Annotated in this window: 20 protein-coding genes; 9 read left to right on the top strand and 11 right to left on the bottom strand. The window is 39.6% G+C overall.

All coding sequences use genetic code 11. The features are described from left to right. Nucleotides 1-94: 94 nt before the first annotated feature. Nucleotides 95-1,246 (bottom strand): ATP-dependent nuclease, encoded by a 1,152-nt coding sequence (locus AAEU30_RS09260; protein WP_421960244.1) that lies wholly within the window; start codon nt 1,244-1,246, stop codon nt 95-97. Between the two features lie 94 nt (nt 1,247-1,340). Further along, a complete protein-coding gene (locus tag AAEU30_RS09265) occupies nt 1,341-2,843 on the bottom strand; it encodes a hypothetical protein (protein WP_421960245.1) in 1,503 nt (500 codons plus the stop codon). 580 nt (nt 2,844-3,423) lie between these two features. Between AAEU30_RS09265 and AAEU30_RS09270 the strand changes: the two genes are divergently transcribed. Next, on the top strand, nt 3,424-4,605 hold the full coding sequence (locus AAEU30_RS09270) for an alpha/beta hydrolase-fold protein (protein ID WP_421960246.1): 1,182 nt from the start codon (nt 3,424-3,426) through the stop codon (nt 4,603-4,605). Between the two features lie 112 nt (nt 4,606-4,717). Here the strand turns inward: AAEU30_RS09270 and AAEU30_RS09275 are convergent, their stop codons facing one another. The 4 genes from AAEU30_RS09275 to AAEU30_RS09290 are packed head-to-tail and all read right to left on the bottom strand — an operon-like array spanning nt 4,718 to nt 7,895. Beyond that, nucleotides 4,718-5,545, bottom strand: coding sequence for a DUF6999 family protein (locus AAEU30_RS09275; protein ID WP_421960247.1), 828 nt, complete (start codon nt 5,543-5,545; stop codon nt 4,718-4,720). After that, the gene (locus tag AAEU30_RS09280; RefSeq protein WP_421960248.1) at nt 5,538-6,224 is read right to left on the bottom strand and encodes an iron-containing redox enzyme family protein; all 687 of its coding nucleotides are present in this window, start codon (nt 6,222-6,224) and stop codon (nt 5,538-5,540) included. Before AAEU30_RS09280 ends, AAEU30_RS09275 begins: the two co-directional genes overlap by 8 nt. Before the next feature lies 1 nt (nt 6,225). Next, entirely contained in the window at nt 6,226-7,335 is a 1,110-nt protein-coding gene (locus AAEU30_RS09285) for a beta-ketoacyl-ACP synthase III (RefSeq protein ID WP_192541901.1), read from the bottom strand. Continuing rightward, complete coding sequence (locus tag AAEU30_RS09290; protein WP_421960249.1) at nt 7,332-7,895, bottom strand: diguanylate cyclase; 564 nt, start codon at nt 7,893-7,895, stop codon at nt 7,332-7,334. Before AAEU30_RS09290 ends, AAEU30_RS09285 begins: the two co-directional genes overlap by 4 nt. Nucleotides 7,896-8,183: 288 nt before the next feature. Between AAEU30_RS09290 and AAEU30_RS09295 the strand changes: the two genes are divergently transcribed. Beyond that, nucleotides 8,184-9,485, top strand: a complete 1,302-nt coding sequence (locus AAEU30_RS09295; RefSeq protein ID WP_421960250.1) for a DEAD/DEAH box helicase — start codon at nt 8,184-8,186, stop codon at nt 9,483-9,485. 107 nt (nt 9,486-9,592) lie between these two features. Here the strand turns inward: AAEU30_RS09295 and AAEU30_RS09300 are convergent, their stop codons facing one another. Then, nucleotides 9,593-10,996 carry a 5-methyltetrahydrofolate--homocysteine methyltransferase gene (locus AAEU30_RS09300; protein ID WP_421960251.1) on the bottom strand — a complete coding sequence of 468 codons (1,404 nt, stop codon included), beginning with the start codon at nt 10,994-10,996 and terminating at the stop codon, nt 9,593-9,595. Nucleotides 10,997-11,029: 33 nt separating this feature from the next. Beyond that, nucleotides 11,030-13,432 (bottom strand): TonB-dependent receptor, encoded by a 2,403-nt coding sequence (locus AAEU30_RS09305; RefSeq protein WP_421960252.1) that lies wholly within the window; start codon nt 13,430-13,432, stop codon nt 11,030-11,032. Nucleotides 13,433-13,581: 149 nt separating this feature from the next. On the opposite strand from AAEU30_RS09305, the gene AAEU30_RS09310 reads away from it, so the two are divergent. From AAEU30_RS09310 to AAEU30_RS09335, 6 genes are read left to right on the top strand one after another with little or no spacing between them, the layout of a single operon-like run. Continuing rightward, nucleotides 13,582-14,040 (top strand): ZrgA family zinc uptake protein, encoded by a 459-nt coding sequence (locus AAEU30_RS09310; protein WP_421960253.1) that lies wholly within the window; start codon nt 13,582-13,584, stop codon nt 14,038-14,040. Next, the gene (locus tag AAEU30_RS09315; RefSeq protein ID WP_421960254.1) at nt 14,037-14,513 is read left to right on the top strand and encodes a Fur family transcriptional regulator; all 477 of its coding nucleotides are present in this window, start codon (nt 14,037-14,039) and stop codon (nt 14,511-14,513) included. The genes AAEU30_RS09310 and AAEU30_RS09315 overlap by 4 nt, the downstream gene beginning before the upstream one ends. Before the next feature lie 11 nt (nt 14,514-14,524). Next, nucleotides 14,525-14,953, top strand: coding sequence for a MerC domain-containing protein (locus tag AAEU30_RS09320; RefSeq protein WP_421960255.1), 429 nt, complete (start codon nt 14,525-14,527; stop codon nt 14,951-14,953). Continuing rightward, nucleotides 14,950-16,278, top strand: coding sequence for a dihydroorotase (locus AAEU30_RS09325; protein WP_421960256.1), 1,329 nt, complete (start codon nt 14,950-14,952; stop codon nt 16,276-16,278). Before AAEU30_RS09320 ends, AAEU30_RS09325 begins: the two co-directional genes overlap by 4 nt. Before the next feature lie 17 nt (nt 16,279-16,295). Next, nucleotides 16,296-17,210, top strand: coding sequence for a GTP cyclohydrolase FolE2 (gene folE2 / locus AAEU30_RS09330; RefSeq protein ID WP_421960404.1), 915 nt, complete (start codon nt 16,296-16,298; stop codon nt 17,208-17,210). Between the two features lie 56 nt (nt 17,211-17,266). Next, entirely contained in the window at nt 17,267-18,319 is a 1,053-nt protein-coding gene (locus tag AAEU30_RS09335; RefSeq protein ID WP_421960257.1) for a CobW family GTP-binding protein, read from the top strand. A gap of 18 nt (nt 18,320-18,337) precedes the next feature. Here the strand turns inward: AAEU30_RS09335 and AAEU30_RS09340 are convergent, their stop codons facing one another. Next, nucleotides 18,338-18,925 (bottom strand): DUF3299 domain-containing protein, encoded by a 588-nt coding sequence (locus AAEU30_RS09340; RefSeq protein WP_421960258.1) that lies wholly within the window; start codon nt 18,923-18,925, stop codon nt 18,338-18,340. Nucleotides 18,926-19,010: 85 nt separating this feature from the next. Here AAEU30_RS09340 and AAEU30_RS09345 point away from each other — a divergent pair, with 85 nt between their 5' ends. Then, nucleotides 19,011-20,237 carry an ABC transporter permease gene (locus tag AAEU30_RS09345; RefSeq protein WP_421960259.1) on the top strand — a complete coding sequence of 409 codons (1,227 nt, stop codon included), beginning with the start codon at nt 19,011-19,013 and terminating at the stop codon, nt 20,235-20,237. A gap of 37 nt (nt 20,238-20,274) precedes the next feature. Here the strand turns inward: AAEU30_RS09345 and AAEU30_RS09350 are convergent, their stop codons facing one another. Together AAEU30_RS09350 and AAEU30_RS09355 are read right to left on the bottom strand one after the other, a co-directional pair. Next, complete coding sequence (locus AAEU30_RS09350; RefSeq protein ID WP_421960260.1) at nt 20,275-20,520, bottom strand: DUF3297 family protein; 246 nt, start codon at nt 20,518-20,520, stop codon at nt 20,275-20,277. An 81-nt stretch (nt 20,521-20,601) separates the two neighbouring features. After that, entirely contained in the window at nt 20,602-21,048 is a 447-nt protein-coding gene (locus AAEU30_RS09355) for an energy transducer TonB (protein ID WP_421960261.1), read from the bottom strand. Nucleotides 21,049-21,217: the final 169 nt, after the last annotated feature.

The raw sequence follows: 21,217 nt of genomic DNA on the forward strand, positions 1-21,217 counted from the left end.
TATTAGCTATTATTTGATGAATTACTATAACTGGCGCAGGCCGCATAGCCATAATCAAATGGTTGCTCCTGCTGTAGCAGAAGATAAACTTAATTCACTGTCCGGAATTAGTTGACCACAACACTAAAAACTTTTCGAGAAAAACATAGTCTTCTGGCAAAAGTGCTGTAAACCCTTTTCTTAGAGGGTATGCCACCCCTTCTTGCATTAATGTTAAGTTTTCTAATGGAACTTTGGATGATAGTACTGGACTGTGAGTAGATAAAATGCATTGAAGTTGCTGATTCTCTTCACTTAGATATTTAATGAATTTTAATTGAAGTTGAGGGTGGAGGTGTGCTTCAGGTTCTTCTATTAGTAACAATGGATATTGATTTTCTTCCTGTTTTATTAACATTAATTCAGCAGCCATGAATAATAAACTACTGTATCCGAGTCCATGTTTTACACCTGTGCTATCTAACTCAAGAGAAAGCTTTTCGAGAATTGATTTTAAAGCTAGCGTTTTTTCAGTTTCACTCATATTGCCGTATTCAATATTGCCAATTAAGTTCATCACTGGGCTAAAAGAGGAGTTTTTGAACGTCAACGTTTCAAGTAGCCTTGAGATTTTTTCTTGAACTAAAGTTATGGCGGCATCATTTTGTATGTTTTGTGTGGCTGCTGTTAACATCTCTATAATGCGCTTTGTTGCATCAACATCACCAGCCAAACTAGATTTGCTGCCCAATATTTGAGACAACCTTGAAGAACGACCCGCAGATAGCTCAGCATCTGCATCCCGAAGAGGTTTTAGGTATGTTGTTGCAAGATATTCTCGAATATCTCGTTCTATTACTGGACCATCAGCATTAACTCCAGAACGCACTTCGGTCTTTATAAATTGTGTTTTCTTATAGGGGTGTTCTGTTAATTGTGCTATTAAATTAATGTAAAACCCTGCTATTTCAACACCTTCTTCAACTTTTTCATTTGTTAAATGTTCTAAAAATACGCCAGCTTGATGGTCTGACAATTCTTCAAATTTGAGTTGAATTCTTAATTCTGTCTCGCTGGTAGATAAGTCAGAAGCCTTTAAGCTAACCCACTCTGCTGAGTTAGTATCTAAAACTATTCTTATAGCATCAATAACAGCTGTTTTGCCTGCATTGTTTTCACCAACCAACACATTCAAACCTTTATTCAACGCTAGTGAGAAATTTTTCAACTGCCTAAAGTTAAATGTATTTATTTGTGATAGGTGCATGTTTTTAATTTCCTTTTTTAGTTGAAGTCCAAGCTTTTTTACATCATCAATAATTGCAGTTTTATGTTTGATTGTAAAATTACGAATTTTATATTTAAAGCTTATTTAGAGGATGTTTTAAGTAATGCTGGTCAAGTAAATCGAGTAGTCCTTTTTGATTTGATTTATTGATTTCTTGACGAACGTCATTACAAGTCTTGAAGCTAACACTATATTTTTTTAAGTCGCTCGATACTCGTTGAATTAATTGGATGGACTCAACTCTTAACTCTTTTGTACTCCAAAGTTCGAATGAATACTTTCGTTCTTGTTGATTATCACTTTGCGCCAATGTTTTATACATATTTGGAACCTGTTCTTGCAACCAATGTACAACTTGTTCGTGTGCTAACACTGCGCCTGCATGTCCCGATTTACATTCAATAATCAGCGTTTCATCTGGTTTTGTTATCATAATGTCAGCATCGTATTTTTTATCATTTATCGTTGATTTGAGCTTTATTCCAAGTTCTACTCGTGGATATATTGCTCTTAGAGATTCTGCTACGATAAATTCAAAAAGTGTTCCTCTCAAATTCCCTACAGCACCTTCTATCTTGTTTAAACGCTTAAAAAGATCATTAATTTGCTCTGGTCTATCAATAAAAGAAGCCAAGTGGCTAAAGACAGAAATAACAGACTTTAATGCTTCTTCAACATCTCGCCCAAACAGATTTCTGGTTGTTGCAGGTATTACACCTGCTTTCTTAGCTAAATCGAATGCCCCTTCGGTGTATTCTTCGGCTACAAATATGTATATACATCGCCCCTGCTTTTTACTGAATTGAGATTTTCTCACCTTGTTGAGAAAAGGGGATATGGCAATGTCATCTACTTTTACATTTAGCATAACATCACATACAACAAACCCTGGCTTTTGGCCCTTATCATCGATTGAAATTAAGGGAGTTAGATATGAAGGGGCTGAAATATCCCAGTAGAATCCGTTTACCAATTGGCTCTTTTCGGAGCGATTGAATGCAACTTTTTTGAAGCTAGCAATATTTAATTTTTTTAACCAACTTCCTAAGGAGCTAATTAACACTTCTTCCGCCAATAAGCAGGCTTTGATTTTTTCTCCTTCAAATTTCAAATATTCATCTTGTTGCATTAGCGAAATACAATCACCGACCTTTGGAATAAAATATTCCCTGATAGCATTTACCGCTTTTAGGTCAGTTAACACTCTTTCATAAGAGAGGTTTTTAGCCATGCGAGCAGGTATTCCACAATGAATAGGGAATATCTCGGAAGGCATTATCTTGTCACGCGCAAGTAACGCTGCAACTGCATATGAATATGCTGACTTCGAATCTATGAAAGCTTTATATAGAGCGCGCCAGTAGAGAGTACTGCCAAAATGATTCTTGTGGTAATAAAAAACAGAGCCATTTCTGAAGCTTAATCCTAATAATTTGCAAACATTAGGGTTGTTTTTTTCTTCTCGTTGTATTCTTTTTCTTGCTGTATCTGAGCTGACTTTTACAGTACTCATTACATGAGTTTTTAATTCTGTACTCAGCATGCCCCCAATCTTCAATAGATGAGACTCAATCATAGTTATCTTCCTTTTGTCACACTGCGTATATTATAATGTATTATAAATACATACTTTGGAAACAAAAACTTTATGTTTAATTAGTGCTTTATTTTCAAGGCCTGTAGCGCATCATCTTCTTACTCCAATCAAAATATGTCCCAGCCTATTATTTTTAAGTCTGCTTTTTATGGCTCTGTGTAGAAGATAAATAAACGTATAGCCGTAAAATTGGAATATCTGTTGTCACTCGTAAGTTTTTATTTGCCCTCTTCTGGCACTCCCAACAACATATATGTTGTATTTTATGAAAAATGCGAATTTTTTACCTTTTAACCCACTGAGTTTTTAATAAAAAATTATGGTTATGTATTGTAATTCAAGCGGTTAGCGACTTTTTATCGATCCATTTAGATTTGGAGGTAAAGCGGATGTGTACTGCTGGTGAGATTCTTCAAGACGAGCTTCTCATTCCAATAGCTGTCAGTGATGATGAAATTAGCTTAAGGCATGGGCGTTAACGCGATGGCTGCCCGTAAGCTTCTTTTATGCCTGAAACTCTGTTAACTTAAGTAACTTATTATTCTCTAAGGGATTAGTTATGCGCTTAATCACCACTCTGTGTTTTATTAGTTTTTGTGTTTTTAGTTCACAAAGTGCCTTTGCACAATCGGATATGAAACACCAAAGTACAGATTACTTCCAGCACACGCATACTTTTAAATCGGCTGTTTTAGACGAAGAACGCACAGTTACAGTGCAATTACCAAAGAGCTATCAATCTGAGTCAAATAAAGTCTACCCAGTGATTTATCGGTTAGATGGAGCGGGTAATATACCGCTTGCCAGTGCTATTATTGAGCGTTTACAAAATGATAATCGTGCGCCTGAGGTTATTATTGTCGCTATTGAAAACACTAATCGACTCAGAGATATGTATCCTACAGTGAATAAAGAGCCACAAGGGCCTGTCGGGGAGGGGGGCGGCGCGGCAAAATTTTTAGCGTTCTTTGAACAAGAGCTTATTCCTTTAGTAAATAAGAACTATCGTACGCATAATTATAACGTGATTGCTGGCGCATCTGCTGGTGGTGTATTTGCGCTATATGCGTTGCAGGCAAACTCTGAACTATTCCAAGCGCATATTGCGTATAGTCCTGCGGTTTGGTGGAATTATGGCGCAATGGTAAAAAGTACAAAATCATTTATAGCTAAAAACAAAGAGCTTAACAGCTACGTTTACATTAATATCGGCGAAGAAGCTGGCATAATGCGAGAAAGGTACGATGAATTGCAGCAATCACTGCAATCGCTGCGGGGATTACGCTTTTTTAATGATGCGTTTGATGGTATCTCGCATGGCTTAACCACTGCTGCTGGCGTATTTAATGCCTACTACAACTTATTTTTGCCTAAACAAATGCCCATAAGTGCTTTAACTGACGATGTAGCCTCTATTGATGCTTATTATCAAAACTTATCTCAGCAATGGGGCGAGCAAATTTCGCCACCAGATCGTGCTGTTAGATCACTCGGTTATAACTTAACGCGAAGCAAGCAGTTTACTCGTGCTATTGAGGTGTTTAAGTACAATTTAAAAAACCACCCAAAATCAGTCGATGCGTTTTCTGCCCTATCTTATGGTTATGAAATGCAAGGCGATACTCGTCAAGCGCTTGAACAGATGGAATCTGCTTTAGTTATTGCAGATGACTCATATCCTTATATAAATTACTTAAAAGATACAAAAGCTAGGTTGCAAGCAGAGCTGAGCAAGAACTAATAATATTGCCAACTTAGTTGTTGGCTTTTTATGAAAGCCTCTATGGGTTTGAGGCGCTAACAGGGATAGTCAAATAAATTACTTTGAGGATCTCGCTAATTTTATTGATGCGCTAGTCAGTCATTTGTTCTTTTCTCAAAGCTTCAAGTTTAGCGTACATGTGCTCTGTAAAAAAACCATGCATAAGAAAGCGTTGCCCAAGGTTCCAAGGGCCAACTAAGTAGTGTGGGTATTTATTATAAGCGTACTCTGTGAGTGAGTTATCGTTAATTATTCTGCCAATTCTAATCGCTATACTTTGATCTAAGTTGAAGCCATTGATTGCATCACGGTATTCATCACGCTTTAAGAGTAAACAAAATAGGCACATAAATAATGCGTGAGCTGTCTCAAAGTCAATCACTTGTGTTGCTTTACGTTCAATCGAAAAGTCACTCATATTGATAGCTTGCCAACTATCCCATTTATATGGGGGAGCTACTTGGGTATCTGTTGGTATATTCCCAAGCTTTGCAAATGACTCGAATAGTTCTTGGTCATGGTCAACAAAGCTATTATCTAGCATTTCAGGTATTGTCTTGGGGTATAAATTCACTCTGTGATCATGTCCTGTGTTCTCGGCTAGAAAGTTTAAGATATTCGACTCTGTAGCAAAGTGTCTTAAAATTAATTGGTTAGCTTCAATAGACACAAAGTGTTTGCAAAACCAGCAAATTGTTTTCTGTAAAAATATATGTGCGCTAAATTGGGGTAAGGGAAGCCGCTTAAAGAACCAAATAATATGCAGTAGTATTGCAAATACAAATTGTGCGATTGGCCTGAGTACCCAGCGAAAGCCATTTTCTATATCTTTGTGCCAAAGTAAAAGTGCTTCTTTTTCTATCGGTATCGAATCATCTGCTTTTATTGCTTTAAGGTAAGCACTTTGTTTGTTACTCATTATTATCTACTTCCTCAAGCTGCAGACAATAAAGGCGTCCAACTACTTTTGCTGTTTTTACTATGGCGTCTATTTGCTCTTCAGAAGAGGCGACGCGATCTATTAATTGATACAGCTCTTTAAGATGATCGGCATCATTTTGTCCGTGATATTCTAAAAAACGAGTGATAGTTGATGGGGGATCAAAGTATTCGTTAATGAGCTTAGCCCATTTCAATGACATTTTATTACCGAGCCCTTCGATAATCCACATTGCGCCAATAAGAGAAACGGGGTTTGGTAAGCTTGCTGTATACATTAAATAACCATGAAGTGCTTCTGAGCCTATGTTTTTAGTGCCCGTTTGTATCTCTGAAAGCAACCCTCCCGCAGCAACATAGTCTTGCTCAATCATGAGATAATCTTGATGTTCATCATATGCGTGATGAATTACCGCAGAACGTACGTCACTATAATGGCGATCAAAACTTGATGCGCTTCTGCTAATCCATCGAGAGCCTTCAATTACTTGTTGGCGCATATTTAACAAGAGTTCGCGGTAATCTTCTTGGCTCAGTTTGCCTGTTTCTAGGCGCTTAATAATAGGTACTTTTGATAAGTTTTTATCAAAATCAAGCCAAGTATTAAGCAGCTCATGAAGGCATTTTTTGCCAAGATCTGTTTGTATAAATTGTTCCATATTAATTCTCTACAGTGAGCAGCATATAAGCGCAGTTGAAGCGGCCTGACTCAGGCACCATGCAAAGTATTTTTGCACCCGAGTTTAACTGGTGTGTTTTTATAAATTCATCGAGCATGATAAACAAAGAGGCGCAGCCTGTATTGCCCCGTTCGTATAGGTTGGTGTACCATTTTTGTTCAGGGACCATAGCGCCAGCTTGTTCTAACATCTCAAAAATTTTACCTTTGAAATAATGAGACGAAAAATGACACAATACATGGTCTATTTCGGCTACTTTTATATCTCCAGCACTAATTAGCTTTAAAAAACCATTCACACCTACAGAGACGATATTGTCTAATAACCTTACATCTTGTCTGAGCATAAGTGCGCCTGCACTTTCTGCTTCTGAATAGTTAGGGTAGTCTTGCCACGTTTTTATTTGCTCGTCTTTACTTTTACCAATCGACATACATGTTGAGTATGCATCAGCGTGAGAAAAGCTTTTGATCCATTCAATTTTTAAGCTGGTTGTATTTGGTCTAGGGATATTTTCGAGAAGTAGCGCTCCTGCGCCATCAGATAGCATCCATCGTAGAAACTCAGCGTTGAAATCGATGCTATTATTTTCAAGTGCTTCATAGCGCGTGTGTTTGAATAAGCGAGAAGCGAATTCACTGGCAACTACCAGTGCATTGCTACTTAAGTCGGCTTTAACATTTGCATAAGCATATTTAAGCGCCATCATGCTGCTAGAGCAAATACCATGGCTGGTATTAATTTCAAGCTCGGGAATATCTAACTCGGCTTGTAGCATGCTGCTAAAGCCAGGTAAAACCATATCACCTTGGCTGGTGGCAGAGCTTAGCAACTGTATTTTTTTTCTAGCAACAAAACTATTTTCAATGCACTCTATTGCTGCTTTTGTTGCAAGGTCGCAGTTTGTTTCGACGGTTTCTTGGTTAGTATTTATTGCGTAATGGCGAAATTTAATCCCATTTGATTTTAAAATTTTATTTTTTAATCGACTCGGCTTTTGATTGACTAAACCCAGCACGTCTTCGATTTTATCGTTTCCTATCGGCTCACCAGGTAAGTAGCTGCCTGTACTATTTATATAGACGTTCAATTTTTTCTTCCCTTAAAATAAACATAGAGACAGCGAATATTTTCTTCCATGTAAGGGAAAATACATACAATAGCCATAAATGTTAAGTAAGCGGGTAAATAACTAGCCGTACCGTAAGGGCTATCAAGTAGTTTAAAAGTCATCTCACCTGCAAAATCTAGTGTGATTAATTTTAAAAAATGATCCCAATTAATAAGGATAATGCTAGTTAGCATATATAAAGGTAATGAGCCCAAGTAAGTATGTGCATGCATTTCCCAAATAGATATTTCTCTTATTGGAGATGCGTATCTAACGTCCATGTGAGCAACAATTTCGTGTAACACCCACGTAATGGTGCAAATTAATAGAATTAAAGCATTAACATCAAATACGAGGCAAAGAACAATAGGCAGCCCCATTTGGATGCCCATAACAGAATGCATTAGTGTTTCTTTAATACCAGAAGTGTGCTCTATTTTGGTGGCTCTATGACAACACCAGTCAACAAAGCCTGCTATTCCCCACAGAGGTAAAAAGAAGTAAAGCAATGCGCTTATTAGTAGTAAGGAGGTATCCATACAAAACTGTCCCTGTTAGATTTACTAAAGATATTATTGAGTTATTGGTTTTGAGTCAAAATTATATTAATTGGATAAACGCTGTAGTATGAAAATGAACATGGTGATAAAACGTTCAGAGCAATTTATATTGCTACTGATGACTTATTTACTTTGGCTTTTGATAATAACTGATTGATTTAGAGGAGTGAATGCTCTCTTTGTATATTTAAATCACTAATCCCTACTTAACGGGCAATAAATACGCTAAAATTGCAGGCTATTTTTAGTAATGAGCCAGCACCTTTTATGACCTCAGCCGCAAACTCTAGTAATTTCAACGAACTTGGCCTTATTCCAGAGCTAATTGCTCGATTGTCTGATCTTGAATACACGCAACCTACGCCGATCCAGGCACAAGCAATTCCAAGTATTTTGGCGGGAAGTGACTTAATTGCTGGAGCAAATACTGGCTCAGGTAAAACGGCAACCTTTGCATTACCAATGCTACAAACGCTGTTTTTAGCGCAAGGTGTGAATAAAACGCCGAGCAAAGGTAACTTTGTATCAGGGCTTATTTTAGTACCTACACGCGAGCTGGCAACGCAGGTGGCTGATAGCGTTAAATCGTACTCTGCAAACTTTAATGGTGCGATTAAAACGGTAGCGGTGTTTGGTGGTGTGTCGGTTAATACGCAAATGCAGGCACTACGTGGCGGTGCCGACATTATCGTGGCAACTCCTGGGCGTTTGCTCGATTTAATCTCAAGTAATGCGATTAAGCTGGATAAAGTGAATACATTGGTGCTTGATGAAGCTGACCGCATGTTGAGCCTTGGCTTTACTGAAGAGCTTGCTGGGTTGTTAGCGTTAATGCCTGCTAAAAAGCAAACTATGTTGTTCTCAGCAACTTTTCCAGAGCAAGTTAAGCTATTAACGCAAGAGCTGTTAAACGACCCTGTTGAAATACAACTACAAAGCAAAGACGAAAGCACTTTAGTGCAGCGTGTATTTACCGTAAATAAGGGTGAAAAAACCACGGTTTTAGCGCATTTAATTAAGGCTCATCAATGGCGTCAGGCGCTTATTTTTGTCAACGCCAAAAGAGACTGTGAGCATTTAGCGGGCAAACTTGAAAAGCGCGGTGTTAATGCACAAGTGTTCCATGGCGATAAAGGTCAAAGCGAGCGTACTCGGGTAATCGAAAAGTTTAAAAACGGTGAAATAGAAGTGCTAATAGCCACGGATATTGCCGCCCGTGGTTTAGATATTGCCAAGCTGCCAGTAGTTATTAACTTTAATTTACCGCGCAGCCCAGCTGATTATATGCACCGTATTGGCCGAAGTGGCCGTGCTGGTGAAGTTGGCTTAGCGTTATCACTGATTGATTATGAAGACTTTCATCACTTTAAGGTGATTGAGAAGAAAAACAAACTACGCCTAGAGCGCGAAGAAGTAACAGGCTTTGCCGTAAACCAAGCCAACCTTGATGCCGCTGATGCGCTTAAAAACGAAAAGCCAATGGCCAAGCCTGAAGGCACTGGTAAGAAAAAGAAGAAAAATAAAGCCAACCAAGAAGATGACGTATGGAGCGGCTGGCGCCGTAAATAGAGAATCGCTAAAAAATAATAAAAACCCCGTAATTAGTTAAGCTAATTACGGGGTTTTTCATTTAGTGGCGTTAGCCTAAAATGTTAACAGTTAAACACGTTACGAGTTTAATGATCGTGCTCTTCTTCCTCTTCTGCAATACCTAACCAAGTGATTGCAGCTGGTGGGAATGTAAGTTCTAGTTCACCTTCAATTTCTAAATCTTCTAGGTGTACTTGTACTACATGTTGAGCGATTGGGTCGGCTACATAAGCAAACTGACCATTTTGTGCCACTGTCATACTAAAGCTCATGCCTTCAGGCATAGTTGTTACGTCTTCTTCAGTGATATCAACTTGACCTGCTAGTTCCCAATGTGTATGACCGTTGTGCTCATGTGCTTCAAGCACGTTTAAAAAGCCTAGGCTGTCTAAAACTAAAAAGTGCTCGCCGTTGGCTGAGAAAGAGTAAGAAACAGCACTTGCGCCATCGGCTAGCTGCCATTCCAATTCTTCCATTTCAGCTTCGCTTGGGTTGATGCTTACGATTACCGCAGGTCCGCCACCGTGGCCAGACGCAACACCAATAAAGGTTTCATTGTCTTCATGGCCATATAAAGTACCGATACGTAAGTCGCCAACTGCATCAATATTTGCTACTTTTTCCGCGTGGTACTCGTCATCATGTTGGTGAGCTAAAAGTATGCTGTCACTACAGCCAAAAGCAACATAATCGTGGTTTTGTGCTGCACCATGTAAATCAGAGCAAGTAAGCTCTAAAGTTTGTTCAAGCTCATATTCACCATCATGAAAATGATAAACACCTACTTGATCAGGTAACACAGTTGCTACTGATGTTGTCTCTGCATCATCGCGACGAATGGTTGATAATAAGTGTTCACCACGAGGCTCTGCTACACCGTGCATATTTATATCGTAAGTGATACCTGGTAATGCTGCTGTGGCACTAGTGATATCGTTATCTGTTAATACTTCAACAGATGCAACTGTGCCTGAATCTGCATCACCATCGTAAAATATAGCCAATTGACCGTCATGAGTCATAAGGTGAGTTGGGCGACTACCTGATGTTAGTTCATAGCTGCTAAGTGCTGGACCTTGCTTATAATCATGCAGGTGTTCACCATGGTCTTCGCGCCATAAACCACCATCAATAAAACCTAGGTAATCTTGGCTGCGGCTGGTGATTATTGCATAACGAAAATCAGGAGATGCAGATAGTGTATTTGACTCATTTGTAAGTGAGAATGTATCAAGCAGCTCATTGTTATCTAAATCAAAAAAGCTGGTTTCGTTACTATCACCAGCAAGTACAGCAAGTCTGCCTAATGAATCAATTGCGTATTCATCATCATCATGATCATCGCCATCGTCGTGATCATGGTCGTGATCATCTTCAGGTACCTCAATTGGATCTTTTTCAACAATCGTGGTTTCAGCATCGCCACAAGCCGTGATTAATGTGCTGCTAATTGCCAGTGCAATTAGTTTTAATTTAAATAGTTTAGTCATGTTAATTTCCTTAATTTATAATTTTTTTAGCGCTTAAAAATAACCGCGAATACCGAGTGCAAAACTACGTCCTGGACGTGGTGCAATATCTTTCAAAAATGAGCTATGCACGCGAGCTTCTGTATCGGTTAAGTTAGTGCCGCGCAGATATAGTGAAACATCTTGGTTTAATACTGATAAGTCATAAGAAATACTGGCATCAAGCATGGTGTAACCATCGGTGGCGGTTTCTTCAGGTGCTGTATCGTCTTGATCTTGGTAGCGAGTTACGTGCAGGTGTGCGCTTAGCTTTTCTGTTTGATAACTAAGCTCAGTACCGAAGCGAAGTGGTGGAGTACGTGGTAAATTACCACCATCTTTTAGGCGAGCACGCACGTAATCTGAGAATAAATCTACTTTAAACTCATCCGTTAATTGCCATGCAAATTGCGCTTCAAAACCATGTAAAATTACGTCATCTGTTTTGAATAAATAAACAGGTAATTCAGATGAATGGTCGTGTTCCTCTTCTGTTTCCTCGTCGCCATGGTCGTGGCCGCTTTCTGCGTATAACCCGGTGTCGACTTGGTAATAGTAGTTATCTACTTGGTTATAGAAAGCGTTAAAAATGAAGCCGATATCACCTTGCGTTTTACGGAAAGTTAAATCAATGTTATTAGCGGTTTCTAAATCAATAGTTTGATCAGATAGCTCAAAATGACCATCATGAATATCAAAAAGTGCACCGACTTCATAACTGCCAGTACCAATGTGAGGACCGAACGATAATAATTCTGATGCTGATGGGGCGCGCTCTGAACGAGATACTGATAATCCTAAGTTGTAGCTAGGTGCAAAGTCCCATACAACACCCGTTGATAAGCTGACAGGTGTGAATTCATGCTCTACGTCAAATACACGAGTATACTCAGCGGACTCTTCATGGTCGTGATCATGATCGTCAACCTCTTCGACTTCATCGTGTGCATGAGCATCAACGCTTGGTAATAGCACGTTGTTAGCATCAAGGGTTACATGTTCAACACGACCACCTAGTTGTACTAAAAAGTCACCGAAGTGCTTTTCTTCCATCAGTGCTATTGCAAAGCTTTGTGTTTGTGAAGGTGGAGTAAAGGCTTCTTCACCTTGTGCTTCAACATCGCTTTGTTTGTAATGGAAGCTTAAGCCACCGTTCCATTCATTAAATTGATTATGTAATAAGTCAACGCGTAACTCATTGGTTTCATTCTTGAAGGTGGTACCAACTACGCCACCTTCAATTTCAGCATGTTCGTACTCTGTGTGGCCTACGCGTGTGTTTATTTTATTCAACCATGCATTGTCTAAGTTGTACTCACTGAGTAGTTGAATTTTGGTTTGTTCTAAATCGGCATAGACGCTTTCTTCTTCATCGCTATGCTCTTCCTCATCGCCATGAGAGTGACCAGGGATTCCGTATTGACGGTTAAACTGCTCAATAGCAATACCTACAAACCCTTTATCCATTAAATAGCTTGCACCTACAGTGAAGCCATCAGATTCTTCACTGCTGTTTTCAACCGTGTAGTCACCACTGTGTTCTTCATGGTCATCGTGATCTACTTCGGCAGCGACTGGGATTTCATAGTCATCCGATTCACGCCAAAATGCATCAGCATAAAAAGCAAATGAATCTGTGCCCGTGGTGGCGTTAACAGAAGCCACTTTTTGATTATCAACAGAGTTATGTTCAAGATTCCATTCGCCACGTGTTGTGCTGTCTGTTGGTACGCGGTTATCAACCACATTAACAACACCACCAATTGCGCCACTACCGTAAAATAATGTTGCAGGGCCACGTAAAACTTCGATTTGTTGTGCTGTTGATGCCTCTGAAGCAACTGAATGATCAGGACCTACACGTGAAACGTCACTTACATCAAGGCCATTTTGAGTGATTAATACGCGAGGGCCACTTAAGCCACGAATAATAGGCGTACTAGCTACTTTGCCGTGAAAGTTAGTATTAACACCAGGTAGTTTTTCTAGGCTATCACCAAGTGTTGCAGCTTGTTGGCGTCTTAATTGTTCGCCAGATAAAACACTAACAGGAGACGCGGATTCCATTGCAGACATATGAATTGGAGTGGCTTCAATGTCAATAACTTCGATTGGAGAACGTTTTAGATTAAATGTAATCGACTGATTTTCATCGCCACTTACTGTTATATCGCTATGAAGGTGAGCATAACCTGATGCAACTATGTGAAGCTCTTTTAAACCGTCTTTTAGTTCAGTAATTACAAACTTACCGTTTTCATCCGTAGATACTGTTATATCTGAGCCTTCAACTTCTACAGTGGCGTTAGCAACAACTTTGCCTTGGTTGTTGAGTACTGTCCCTTCAATAGAATTTGCAAGCACACTTGCAGGTAATAAAGCCGCTATCAAAACAGCTAATTGAGATCTTCGTTTCATTTGATTCCCTTGTCGTATGTTATACTGTATCAATTGTGCTTGAAATGTTATATTGTATCAAGCAAAAGTTAGCTATTGTTATTAGAGATACTTAAGTGGGTGTTATAAAAAATCGTTATTTACAGTTCCAGATGCTGTTAGTTTTACTAATGCCTTTTTTAGCTCTTAGCCATGAACATCAGCATGTTCATGGTCAAGGGCAATTACTAATTGTGCAGCAAAAACAGCACTGGCAATTGCAATTTACTTTACCTGCAGCGGATGTACTTGGTTTTGAACATTCCCCAGAAACGGCTGAACAAATAGAGCGAGTAGCTGCGCTTAATAAACGGTTGGCAGTGATTGGACAAGTTGTAAAGTTAGATGGCGCGTGTGTTATGGAGCAAAGTGAGTCAACGTTGCCCAGCGCGAAGGATGATGGTCATACACATCAAGATATTAAGGTTGAATACTTACTGTTATGTGAATCCCCCATTAAGAAAATAACGCTAACGGTATTTGAGTGGGCAAGTTCATTGCAGCAGGTAGAGGTTCAATGGAGTCATGAAAAGGGGCAAGGAATGGCAAAACTCAAGCCAAGTAAACCTGAGTTAGTGTGGTTAGAGTGAACCAACAACAACTTAAAAAAGCAATTCGTTTTGCAGATGTAAAGTGTGCGACTTCAGGCGGGAAACTCACAGAAAAACGCCAGCAAGTTTTAGAAATATTACTAAAAGCAAAAAAACCTTTATCTGCTTATGAGCTGACAGATCAATTCAATAAGGTAATGGATGCGCCGATTTTGGCGATGTCTGTTTATCGAATTTTAGACTTTCTAGAGTCGGTAGATTTAGTACACCGATTAAAGTCAGAGAATAAATTTATGGCATGCAGTCATGCAAATGACGGATGCCAGCATCAGCTATCTATGTTTTTGATTTGCAGCTCATGTAACAAAGTCATAGAGATGAATGATGTGAATGACAAAGTAAAGACTTTGTTCGAACAGGTGGAATTTACCGGTTTCACTCCGAGCAAGTCACAGTTAGAAATTACGGGTTTATGTTGCCAATGCAAACCAAAGCCGCCTAAAACCAATTAGAGGAAACTAGAATGAAATCAACACAAAGTGTAATGGATAAGCTTGCGATCGGGCTTTCAATGATGTGCACAATCCACTGCTTTGCAACCCCTATTTTGCTGACGCTATTACCTAGCTTTGCAGCATTACAACTAGATAACGAACAGTTTCATTTTTGGATTTTAGCGGCTGTTATACCTACCAGTGTGCTTGCATTGAGTTTAGGTTGTAAAAAGCATAAACGTTTTCGCTATATGGTGTCAGGGTTTGTTGGTGTGATTTTAATGGTACTCGCAGTGACTGCTGGTGAGGCGTTATTCGGTGAGTTAGGCGAGAAAGGGTTTACGCTTGTTGGTGCGGCTTTTATTGCTGTTGCGCATTGGTTTAATTATCGTCAATGTTTAGCTAAAGATGATGAAGAGTGCCCATGCACTGGTAGTGTATCGGAGCAAGCAAATTGAAAGTGACATTAATAAAGCAGGCTAAGATTGTTAATGAAGGCAAGTCATACATTAGTGATGTACGTATTGTTGATGGCCGGATAGAAAAAATAGCAACAGAAATTTCAGCACAAGCTGGTGATACTATAATCGCAGCAGATGGCTGCTATTTATTGCCCGGCATGATTGATGACCAAGTGCACTTTCGTGAACCTGGTTTAACGCATAAAGGTAACATAGCCAGTGAGTCGCGAGCAGCCGTTGCTGGTGGTATTACTAGCTTTATGGAAATGCCTAATGTGAGCCCATCAACCACGACCATTGAAGCATTGGAGCATAAGTTTGCGCTAGGGCGTGATAACTCTTTGGCAAATTACAGTTTTTATTTAGGTGCCACAGAAAACAATTTAGAGCAGATAAAACGGCTCGATCCTGCGCGTCATTGTGGGGTAAAAGTTTTTATGGGCGCATCGACAGGTGACTTACTCGTTGAGCACCCCGCAGCGTTAGAGGAAATATTCAAACATAGTCCAACGCTTATAGTTACACACTGTGAAGATGGCAGTGTTATTGCCAAAAACCTTGAGACTTTTCAAGGGAAGACGCTAGAAATACAACATCACCCAATTATTCGTGATACGCAGGCCTGTTATGCTTCTTCATCTTATGCTGTTGGACTGGCTAAAAAGCACCAAAGCCAATTGCACGTGTTACATATTACGACAGAAAAAGAGCTAAGCTTGTTTTCAACAGGTGATATTCGTAATAAACATATTACTGCCGAAGCCTGCGTTCATCATTTGTGGTTTAGCGAAGAGGACTACGCTCAGCGCGGGAACCTGATTAAATGTAACCCTGCGATCAAAGCTAAGAGTGATCGTGATGCGTTGTTGCAAGGAGTGATCAATGGTCAAATTGATATTATTGCCACTGATCATGCCCCGCACACATGGGATGAAAAACAGACTCCTTATAGTCAAGCCCCTGCTGGCCTACCGTTAGTTGAACATGCGTTACTCACCTTACTTGAGCATGTACAGCAACAGCGTTTAACCATAGAGCTAGTAGTTGAAAAAACGGCCCATAACCCTGCATTACGCTACAACATTATAGACAGAGGCTTTATTCGTGAAGGTTACTTTGCTGATCTAGTGTTAGTTGATATGAATGACTCAACGCTAGCAAGTCATGAAACAGCCCGTTATCAATGCGGTTGGACGCCATTTGATGGCCACCGTTTTCCGGCAAAAATAAAGGCTACTTGGGTTAATGGCGAGCAAGTATTTGATGGTCAAAACCTAATTACAACAACTGGCATTGCTATGCCTTTGTTATTTAATCGCTAAGAATGAAAAGATAGATAATAAATATGAATTTACCTGATGTTACATCTAAACAACTTACAACGGCTTCGTTACCTTTAAAATGGGTGGGTATGGAAGGTATAGCCTTACCAATAACACTTGCAGAGCAACCTAGTTCATCACTATCTGCTAAAGCGAATGTGTTTGTGAGTTTAGATAAGGCGGATGCTAAAGGCATTCATATGTCGCGGCTGTACTTGCGGTTAAAAGAGTCATTAACTAATGAACCACTTACAATGGGGGCGCTCACAGCTTTACTACAGACGCTCGTTAGCTCACAAGAGGGCTTAAGCCTAGCTGCAAGACTGCAGTTAGATTTTGAATTAACGATACGAAAGCCAGCTTTGCTGAGCGGGCAATTTGGTTATCAAACTTACCCGGTAAGTATTCGTTGTGAATATATCAATGAAAAAATGAATACAGAGCTGTCATTAAGCATTCCTTACTCTAGTACTTGCCCTTGCTCTGCCGCGCTATCAAGACAAGCGATGAGTGATGCAATTGCCACGCAATTTAGCGAAGAGTCGGTATCAAAAGAGGCATTATTAACGTGGATAAGCTCGCAACAAGGCTCTGTTGCTACACCGCATAGCCAGCGCTCCTTTGCTTATTTAAAGCTGCAATTACAGCATAATGAGCTACCTGACTTTTCAGCGCTGATCAAAAACTTTGAAGACGTGATTGGTACGCCCGTACAAACAGCGGTAAAACGCGAAGACGAACAAGCATTTGCAAAATTAAATGCCGAAAACCTGATGTTTTGTGAAGATGCTGCAAGGCGTTTAAAACAAGCGCTGGAAAACAACGAGAAAATATCGGATTATTGGTTCAAGGTTGAGCATCAAGAAAGTTTACATGCTCACAATGCGGTGGTTATTGATCATAAGTTTCCGCAAGGCTACGACAAGTTATAATTGTTGGTAATTATAACTTTGTATTATTTCTTCTCGTGAGATTATAAGCACTCCCTATGAATTCAAGCACGAAACCATTACAAGGTATTCCAACTAATATAATTACTGGCTTTTTAGGGGTAGGTAAAACAACGGCAATTTTGTCATTACTTAAACATAAACCAGAGAGTGAACGTTGGGCCGTATTAGTAAATGAGTTTGGCGAAATCGGTATTGATGGCGGTTTACTAAATAACTTAAATGGAAAAAGAGACGAAGTATTTATAACAGAAGTGCCCGGTGGCTGTATGTGCTGTACAGCTGGATTGCCTATGCAAGTAGCACTAAACCAACTATTAAAACAGGCCCAACCACACAGGTTATTAATTGAACCGACAGGACTTGGTCATCCAAAAGAGGTGCTAGAGGTCTTAAATTCTGCGCACTATCAAAATGTGTTGGATATTCAAAATAATGTGACACTCGTTGATGCAAGAAAGCTACATGACACTCGCTATACTAGCCACGATACATTCAACCAACAAATAGATATTGCAGATATTATTCTGGGTAATAAACAAGATCTTTATCAAGCTGAAGATAAAAGCCTATTGCAAGACTATGTAAGAGCACGCAAAGGTAAGCAAATTCCGGTGATTTTTGCTGAGCAAGGCTTAATTGAACCTGCATTGTTAGAGGGTGAATCAAAGACGGCATGGAATCGTGATAGCCACGATCATCACCACCATGAGCACCAACATCAACGCAGTCATACATCAGATATTAACAGTGTCGCCATCCCAGCATCTGGCATGCTAATGGTTGAAAATAAAGGTGAAGGTTACCAAGCTATTGGTTGGCGCTTTGCGGCGGATAAAATTTTTAACAGAGATACGCTGTACACTTGGTTGAGTGGTTTGCAAGTAGAACGTGTGAAGGCTGTTATACTCACAGAACAAGGCACATTCGGTTACAACTTTACAGCAGATACGTTAACTGAGTTACCGTTAGAAAAAGTGGCTGAAAGCCGCCTCGAAATAATCGCCACCCAAACAGATGCTCATTGGCAGGCGCAATTAATGGCATGCCTTATACCCAAACCACCTCAAGATGCGAATTCTGCATCTTGAGGTGGCATGCCTTATAATTCACTCTTCGTAAGGTGCTACATTGTTCAGCTGAAGCCGGTACGCTGAACTCGCCACGCTGTTTTCAATACTTTCAATTACTAACGTACCTTCAAACCAAAACGGCTCATACAAGCTATCCAATTTAATACCTTGTTCAGATGTTGAATAGATTATTTGATTCGGTGGTGGCGGTGGCATATGTAAACATGCGCCAAAGTAGGGCACTATAAAAAACTCAGTGACGTTTTGCTCTGCATTTGATGTTAAAGGAACGATAAACCCAGGGATGCGAATGGCTTTTTGGTCAAACTCAGCTATCACTTTGCTTGATGATAATGCTTGTAAGTAACGAGTGGTTTCAGGGTCTTCCACATCACCTTGTTTGAATACATCTAAATCGTCTTGCTCTGAACCATCTTCAATATCGTATAAAGACTCTGGTGGGTTTAATAAAGCATCTAAGTCATCAGCTGGCATCAATTGCGTCCACTCTAATTGCTGATAGCTTACCGGTTGATTGCCATTGGCGTAGGAGCTTAAAGAGATTAAAAAACAAAAGGCTAATAATAAAAACGGTTGCTTGGCAAAGTGTAAATCACGAAACATAAGAAATAACGGCTATTAATTAAGGTTTAGTTTGTTATAACATATCAAAGTTGATTGTGTATAGACAGAACCACTTAGGAGCCCGATGTTAATCACACTTGCATGCAAAAGCTTAGCAAACCGACGAAAGTCAGTGGTGCTTACGTTTTTATCATTGTTGATAAGTATTAGTGTGCTACTGAGTGTTGAGCATATTCGATTACAAGCCAAGCAGAGTTTTAGTCGTTCTATAACCGGTGTAGATTTGATTGTTGGGGCACCTAGTGGGCAACTGAACTTGCTATTATATGCTGTTTTTAGAATGGGCAGCGCAACTAATAATATTAGTTATGAAAGCTATGAGTTATTAAAAAATAATAAGCAAGTAGAGTGGGCAGTCCCCATATCGTTGGGAGATTCACACCGAGGGTTTCGGGTTATGGCCACCGATGACAGTTATTTTAAACATTATAAATACGGTGATGCACAGCCACTGAAAATGCAAGTTGGTAAGGTATTTAGCGACTTATTTGATGTGGTGATTGGCGCCGATGTAGCTAAAAAATTAAACTACAAATTGGGCGATAAAATAGTTATAGCACATGGTATTGGCAGCACCAGCTTTACCAAGCACGATAATACACCGTTTGTCATTTCAGGGATTCTAAAAGCAACGGGGACACCAGTCGACAACACTTTACACATTAGCTTACCCGCAATTGAAGCAATTCACTTACCTGCAAGTAAACAACGTCTGCTGCTAAACGATAATAGCGCAATAGATTTAACCCCAAAAAGTGTTACTGCGGTGATGTTAGGACTGAAATCCAAATTCACAACGTTTACATTACAACGACAACTCAACAACTACCGTAAAGATAGACTAATGGCCATGTTACCAGGCGTTGCTATGACCGAATTATGGCAGCTTATGGGCACGGTAGAGCAGTTACTACGTGTGATCAGTTTATTGGTATTGCTCTCGTCATTATTTGGTTTATCAACTATGTTGCTTGCATCTATGCAACAACGTAAAGGTGAAATCGCCGTGTTAAGAGTGGTTGGTGCTAGCCCGATAGTTATTTTAAGTTTAATTTTGCTCGAGGCGTTAGTGGTTGTTCTTGCGGCAAGTGTGAGCTCAGTGCTACTACTTAGTGCAAGCTTAATGATGTTAGGTGATTGGTTAGCAACAGAATTCGGTTTGTTTTTGGTTGGAGGTTTATTTACTTGGCACACATTACAGATGGCTGGTTTAGTCACTGTGGCTGCAATAATAACGGCACTTTTACCAGCGCGTGAAGCTTATAAAAGTGCGCTACATACCTCATTGTAAGCCTAATAAATGGGCCTACAATGAAGTAATTGAGCTGTTACTTATAAAACACGTCTACAGTGCCTTTTACTTTCATAAGTAAAGGCTGGCCACGGCGGTCTAGTGCTTTTGATGCGGCTACTTTGATCCAACCTTCGCTGATGCAATATTCTTCAACGTCAAAGCGCTCTTTGCCATTAAGGGTTACACCAATTTCATGTTCAAATACTTCTTCAACATAAAACTTACTGCGTGGATTGATAGATAATTGGTCTGGTAACTCAGGTTTATTGGTATCAGTCATAATTGTGATCTGCATTGAATAGATTGTGCGCTATTGTAGGCAATACCGGCTTTGGGCTCAATAGCGCTAAAGCATAAATATTTAATCACACACTTGTTCTGATTGAGCAATACAGTGTTGAGTGATTTCAGTTCGGGTTTTATCATCTTCATAACAATAATCGAAACGCATTGTGAGCTCTGTTTGTTGTTCTTGCTCAGGCCAGCGCCAATCTCTTATTAGCTGGCGGGTCACTTTTTGTAGCTGTTTGCTGAAGCGTGTTGGTTCGATGTTTTCAATTTTAATATTTTCAACTTGCCCAGAGGTCGAAATATCAAAACGACCAATCGCACAGCCTTTCCCTTCTACATTAAGTAACTCTTGTGGGTATTGGCGATTAGGTATTTTTTGTAGTCGATGCCAATTCCCTTGCTGATCCAAAAACTGCACTTGAATGTCGGCGAGAGGGCGCTGATCAGAAATGTTAGTTGTTTGGCTAATCGCTAATTGTGGTGTTATTAGCAATAAAAAAACGAGTAATGTTTTCATTTTAGTCCTTGGTTGTTTTTTAGCCTACATCACATAGTAAGTGTTTATTTCAGTAAAGTAAAACAAGTCATTATGCTAAAAAATAGGATGTTACTATATAACAGCAATGCCTTGATGTGTTATATTATAACAATGTAAAAATGCATTCTTAATAAGCTATCAATTACCT

The sequence above is a fragment of the Pseudoalteromonas mucoides genome (assembly GCF_049257175.1).
Lineage (GTDB): Bacteria > Pseudomonadota > Gammaproteobacteria > Enterobacterales > Alteromonadaceae > Pseudoalteromonas.